Raw genomic sequence first — 5565 nt, 5'->3', positions numbered from 1 at the left:
CGTTCGCTGCGAACGGCAAGTGTCCAAGATTCGCAAAGCGGTGACCGCGGCGCGGCAGTTCCTAGCGCCGTTGCCTCGTGCGGGCAGGGCACGGCCGACCTCAGTCGTCGGATGACGCCGGCCCGGCACCCGGGTCGGTGTCGTCATTGGGGCTGTCGAGCTGAGTCGGCGATGGCGCCGTCCCCGCCGAGTCGTCTGTGACGTCAGCTCGACAGCCCCCGGAGACCTCAGGCCAGGCCGGCGCGGCGCAGCGCGTCCGCCATGGCGCTGTTGGCCGGCGCCGGAGCCCCGTTGCCCCGGCCCTGCCGCTGCTGCGGCCCGCCGCGCGAGCCACCGCGCTGACCGCCCTCGCCGCCGCGCTGGCCGCTGCCCCCTTGGCCGCGCTGACCGCCGCCCTGGCCACGCTGCTCGCCGCCGCGCTGACCGGCGCCGCCCTCGCCGCCACGCCGGCCGTCCCCGCGCTGACCGCCGCCCTGGCCGCCGCCGCCACGCCGGCCGTCGCCGCCCTGCGGGCGTCCGGCCAGCGCCTCGTCCTCCAGCCGCAGGGTCAGCGAGATCCGCTTGCGGGGCACGTCGACGTCGAGCACCCGGACCCGGACCACGTCGCCCGACTTCACCACGTCCCGCGGGTCCTTGACGAAGGTGTGCGCCATGGCGGAGACGTGGACCAGGCCGTCCTGGTGCACGCCCACGTCCACGAACGCCCCGAACGCGGCCACGTTGGTGACCACGCCCTCCAGCACCATCCCCGGCGTCAGGTCGCTGATCTTCTCGACCCCCTCCACGAAGGTGGCCGTCCGGAATTCCGGCCGCGGGTCGCGGCCGGGCTTCTCCAGCTCGGCGAGGATGTCGGTGACGGTGGGCAGGCCGAAGGTGTCGTCGACGAACTCGGTCGCCCGGAGCCCGCGCAGGATGGCCGACTTCCCGATCAGCGCGCGCAGGTCCTGTCCGGTGTGGGCGAGGATCCGCCGCACCACCGGGTACGCCTCGGGGTGCACGCTGGACGAGTCGAGCGGGTCGTCGCCGCCCGGGATGCGCAGGAAGCCGGCGCACTGCTCGAAGGCCTTCGGCCCGAGCCGGGGCACCTTCTTCAGCTCGGCCCGGGTGCGGAACGGCCCGTTGGCGTCGCGGTGCAGCACGATGTTCTCGGCCAGCCCGGCGCCGATGCCGGAGACGCGGGTGAGCAGCGGCGCCGAGGCGGTGTTGACGTCGACGCCGACCGCGTTGACGCAGTCCTCGACCACCGCGTCGAGGGAGCGGGAGAGCTTCACCTCGGAGAGGTCGTGCTGGTACTGCCCGACGCCGATCGAGCGCGGGTCGATCTTCACCAGCTCGGCCAGGGGGTCCTGGAGGCGGCGGGCGATGGAGACCGCGCCGCGCAGCGAGACGTCCAGCCCGGGCAGCTCCTGGGAGGCGTACGCGGAGGCGGAGTAGACCGACGCGCCGGCCTCGGAGACCACCACCTTGGTCAGCTTCAGCTCGGGGTGCCGCTTGATCAGGTCGCCGGCGAGCTTGTCCGTCTCCCGGCTGGCCGTGCCGTTGCCGATGGCGACCAGCTCGACGCCGTGCGCCGCGGCCAGGGTCGCCAGCGTGTGCACGGAGGCGTCCCACTGCCGGCGCGGCTCGTGCGGGTAGATCGTGTCGGTGGCGACCACCTTGCCGGTGGCGTCGACCACGGCCACCTTCACGCCGGTGCGCAGGCCCGGGTCGAGGCCCATGGTGGGGCGGGCGCCGGCCGGCGCGGCCAGCAGCAGGTCGCGCAGGTTGGTGGCGAAGACCCGGACGGCCTCCTCCTCGGCCGCCTGCCAGAGCCGCAGCCGCAGGTCGGCGCCGAGATGGATGAGGATCCGGGTACGCCAGGCCCAGCGCACCGTGTCGCGGAGCCACCGGTCGGCCGGCCGCCCCTGGTCGGTGACCCCGAAGCGGCCGGCGATGGCCGCCTCGTAGCGGGTGGGGCCGGTGACCACGGCGTCGGAGTCGCCCTCGGCCTCCGGGTCCATGGTGAGGTCGAGCACGCCCTCCTTCTCGCCCCGGAACATGGCGAGAATCCGGTGCGAGGGGAGCTTGGTGTACGGCTCGGCGAAGTCGAAGTAGTCGGCGAACTTGGCGCCGGTCGTCTCCTGGCCCTCGCGTACCCGGGAGACCAGCCGGCCCCGCGACCACATCTGCTCGCGCAGCGTGCCGATGAGGTCGGCGTCCTCGGCGAAGCGCTCGATGAGGATGGCCCGGGCGCCGTCGAGCGCGGCGGCGGCGTCGGCCACCCCCTTGTCGGCGTCGACGAAGCCGGCGGCCGTTTCCCGGGGGTCCCGCGCCGGGTCGGCGAGCAGGGTGTCCGCGAGGGGCTCCAGCCCCGCCTCGCGGGCGATCTGGGCCCGGGTCCGCCGCTTGGGCTTGTAGGGCAGGTAGATGTCCTCCAGCCGGGACTTCGAGTCGGCCGCCATGATCTGCGCTTCCAGGGCCTCGTCGAGCTTGCCCTGGCCGCGGATGGACTCCAGCACCGCGGCGCGCCGCTCGTCCAGCTCGCGCAGGTAGCGCAGCCGCTCCTCCAGGGTGCGCAGTTGCGCGTCGTCGAGCAGGCCGGTGGCCTCCTTGCGGTAGCGGGCGATGAACGGCACGGTGGCGCCGCCGTCGAGCAGCTCCACGGCCGCCCGCACCTGCCGTTCGGCGACGCCGAGCTCCTCGGCGATCCGCTGGTGCACAGACTGGGTCACGATCTGATCCGCCTTCTCCGGTGGGTTCGGCAGTCATTGTGCCGGTCGCGCCAGGGCCGGCCGCGCGGCACCCGCCGACCCCATCCGGCACCTGTGCCTCAGGGGTGAGCAGGCGCATCGCGACCTGCGAGACCCTGCGCTAGCGTGGCGATCATGGAACAAGCTGCGGATCCGCGGGCCCGGCGGCTCTTCGGCGGGAGCGCCCGGGCGCTCGGCGACCTGGCGGCCAGCCCGTTCCGGGCGGACCGGGACCGGATCGTCGGGTCCCCGTTCTTCGCCCGGCTGAACGGGGTGACCCAGGTGATCAGCCCGGGCGGCTCGGGGCTGCTCGTGCACAACCGGCTCACCCACAGCCTCAAGGTGGCCCAGGTGGCCCGGGCGGTCGCCGAGCGGCTGACCGCCGACCCGGCGCACCGGGACCTGCTGGAGAAGCTGGGCGGGTGCGACCCGGACGTGGTGGAGGCCGCGGCGCTCGCCCACGACCTCGGCCACCCGCCGTTCGGGCACCTGGGGGAGCGGGTGCTGGACCGGCTGGCCCGGCAGCGGCTCGGGCTGGCCGACGGCTTCGAGGGCAACGCCCAGTCGTACCGGATCGTCACCAGCACCGAGATCCGCGGCGCGGCGACCACCGGCCTGGACCTGACCGCGGCGGTCCGGGCGGCGATGCTGAAGTACCCGTGGACCCGGCTGGACCACCCGGACCCGCACCCGCGGCACCTGGACCGGGCCCCGCGCGGCGCGGCCGCCCCGCCCGACGACCCGGAGAGCGGGTCGGCGAAGTTCGGCGCGTACCGGACCGAGGTGGACGACCTGCGGCAGGCCCGGGAGCCGTTCGCCGGCCGGATCCCGGACTGGCAGCAGACCCCGGAGGCGTCGATCATGGACACCGCCGACGACATCGCGTACGCCATCCACGACGTGGAGGACTTCTACCGGGTCGGGGTGCTCCAGCAGGGCGCGGTGGCCGCGGAGCTGATGGCCTGGCAGCGCGAGTGCGGGCACTTCCGGGCGATCACCGAGCCGGCGCTGGCCGCGGCCGGCCGGCGGCCCGGTGCGGCGATCGAGCGGCTGCGCCGCCAGTTGCACCGCAAGGACGGCTGGGTCGCCGACGACGAGGCGTTCGCCGCCGCCGTCGAGCACGTCCGCGAGGAACTGGTGGAGGGGCTGCTGGCGCTGCCCTTCGACGGCTCGATCGAGGCCGAGCAGTACGTGGCCCGCTTCTCCGCCCGCTGGTCCACCCGGTTCGTGGAGGCCATCACGGTGACCGCGGAGCCGGACGTGCGATCGGGGTACGTGCAGCTCGCCAAGCCGCAGTGGCACGAGGTGCAGGTGCTGAAGTTCGTGCACCACCGGTTCGTGCTGGCCCGCCCGGACCTGGCCCTGCACCAGCGCGGCCAGGCGCGGCTGCTCGGCACCCTGGTCGAGGCGCTCTGGGAGTGGCTGCTCGACCCGGAGGAGGAGTCCCGGCTGCCCCGCCGCCTGCACGACCTGGTCGAGCTGGCCGAGGCGGAGCTGCACCCGCGTACCCCGGACCGGATCGGCCGGGCCCGGGGACGGGCGATCGTCGACTTCGTCGCGCAGCTCACCGACGGGCAGGCGGTGGCGATGCTGGACGCGCTCTCCGGCCGCTCCGGCGCCCTCTGGACGGACGCCTTCGTGCTCTGAGCCGCGGGCTCAGACGACGGCCTGCCACCAGCCGTCCACCGCCGGCGGCTCGTCCACCACCACCCGCTCGCCGGGGCGGGGCACGGCCAGCCGGACGTCGCGGGCCTTCGCCTCGGCCCAGAGCCGGTCCACCGGCTCCGACCAGTCGTGCAGGGCCAGGTTGAAGGTGGCCCAGTGCACCGGGATGAACAGCCCGCCGCGCAGGTCGAGGTGGGCGGCCACCGCCTCCTCGGGGAACATGTGGATGGTCGGCCAGGCCCGGTCGTACGCGCCGATCTGCATGAGGGTGACGTCGAACGGGCCGTGTTCCGCGCCGATCTCCGCGTAGCCGTCGAAGTAGCCGGAGTCGCCGGTGTAGAAGACCCTGCGGTGCGCCCCGGCCATCACCCAGGAACTCCAGAGCGTGCCGTCGCGGCGCAGCCCGCGCCCGGAGAAGTGCTGGGCGGCGGTGGCGGTGATGGTCAGCCCGCCCACGTCGTGGCTCTCCGCCCAGTCCAGCTCGATAATCCGGTCCTCCGGCACGCCCCACCGGTCGAGGTGGGCGCCGACCCCGAGCGGCACCAGGAACGGCGCGGACTGGTGTTCGAGCAGCCCGCGTACGGTCGCCATGTCCAGGTGGTCGTAGTGGTCGTGCGAGATCAGGATGGCGTCGAGCCGGGGCAGCTCCTCGAGGCGGACCGGCGGCTCGTGGATGCGGCGCGGGCCGATCAGCGCCGACGGGGAGCAGCGGTCGCTCCAGACCGGGTCGAGCAGCACCCGGTGCCCCTCGATCTCCACCAGCGTGGAGGCGTGGCCGTACCAGACGATGCCCAGCTCGCGGGTCGGGTCGGCCGGGGCCGCGTCGGCCGGGCGCAGCAGCGGCACGGCGCTGTCCGGCCGCCGCTTCTGCTTGCCGAAGATGAGTTCCTTGACCAGGTTGCGGCCCGGGTCGGCGACCATGGTGCTGCGGGTGCCCGACGGGTTGTGGAAGGTGCCGTCCCGGAAGCGCGGCGAGCGGGCCGCGCGCTCGGCACGGGCGCCGGCGAGCCGGCCGCCGAGCTGGGCGGGCACGTCCCGCGCCGCCCAGGCCAGCCCGGCCACCGCGGCCAGCCCCGCCATCTGCCACAGCCGCCCGCCGACCGCCCGCTCCAGGTCCCGCTCGTCCGGTTCGCGCATGTCCCGTCCCTCCGCCGTGTCCCGAGTACACGGT

At 74.7% G+C, this 5565-nt stretch carries 3 protein-coding genes; 1 reads left to right on the top strand and 2 read right to left on the bottom strand.

From position 1 onward, the window contains the following. Positions 1-227 precede the first annotated feature (227 nt). Complete coding sequence (locus ACW0Q9_RS28730) at positions 228-2711, bottom strand: Tex family protein (RefSeq protein ID WP_456186608.1); 2484 nt, start codon at positions 2709-2711, stop codon at positions 228-230. A 153-nt stretch (positions 2712-2864) separates the two neighbouring features. Between ACW0Q9_RS28730 and ACW0Q9_RS28725 the strand changes: the two genes are divergently transcribed. Further along, entirely contained in the window at positions 2865-4376 is a 1512-nt protein-coding gene (locus ACW0Q9_RS28725) for a deoxyguanosinetriphosphate triphosphohydrolase family protein (RefSeq protein WP_456186606.1), read from the top strand. Between the two features lie 9 nt (positions 4377-4385). Here the strand turns inward: ACW0Q9_RS28725 and ACW0Q9_RS28720 are convergent, their stop codons facing one another. Next, positions 4386-5531: an MBL fold metallo-hydrolase gene (locus ACW0Q9_RS28720; RefSeq protein ID WP_456186604.1), complete on the bottom strand. Its 1146-nt coding sequence runs from the start codon at positions 5529-5531 to the stop codon at positions 4386-4388. Positions 5532-5565: the final 34 nt, after the last annotated feature.

The sequence above is a fragment of the Micromonospora sp. I033 genome (assembly GCF_053890995.1).
This window is presented reverse-complemented; position numbering and strand designations above follow the sequence as displayed.

What these genes read in the sequence shown, in the direction of transcription:
- ACW0Q9_RS28725 (WP_456186606.1), top strand. Translation starts at nt 2,865, where the DNA reads ATGGAACAAGCTGCGGATCCGCGGGCCCGGCGGCTCTTCGGCGGGAGC.
- ACW0Q9_RS28720 (WP_456186604.1), bottom strand. Translation starts at nt 5,531, where the DNA reads ATGCGCGAACCGGACGAGCGGGACCTGGAGCGGGCGGTCGGCGGGCGG.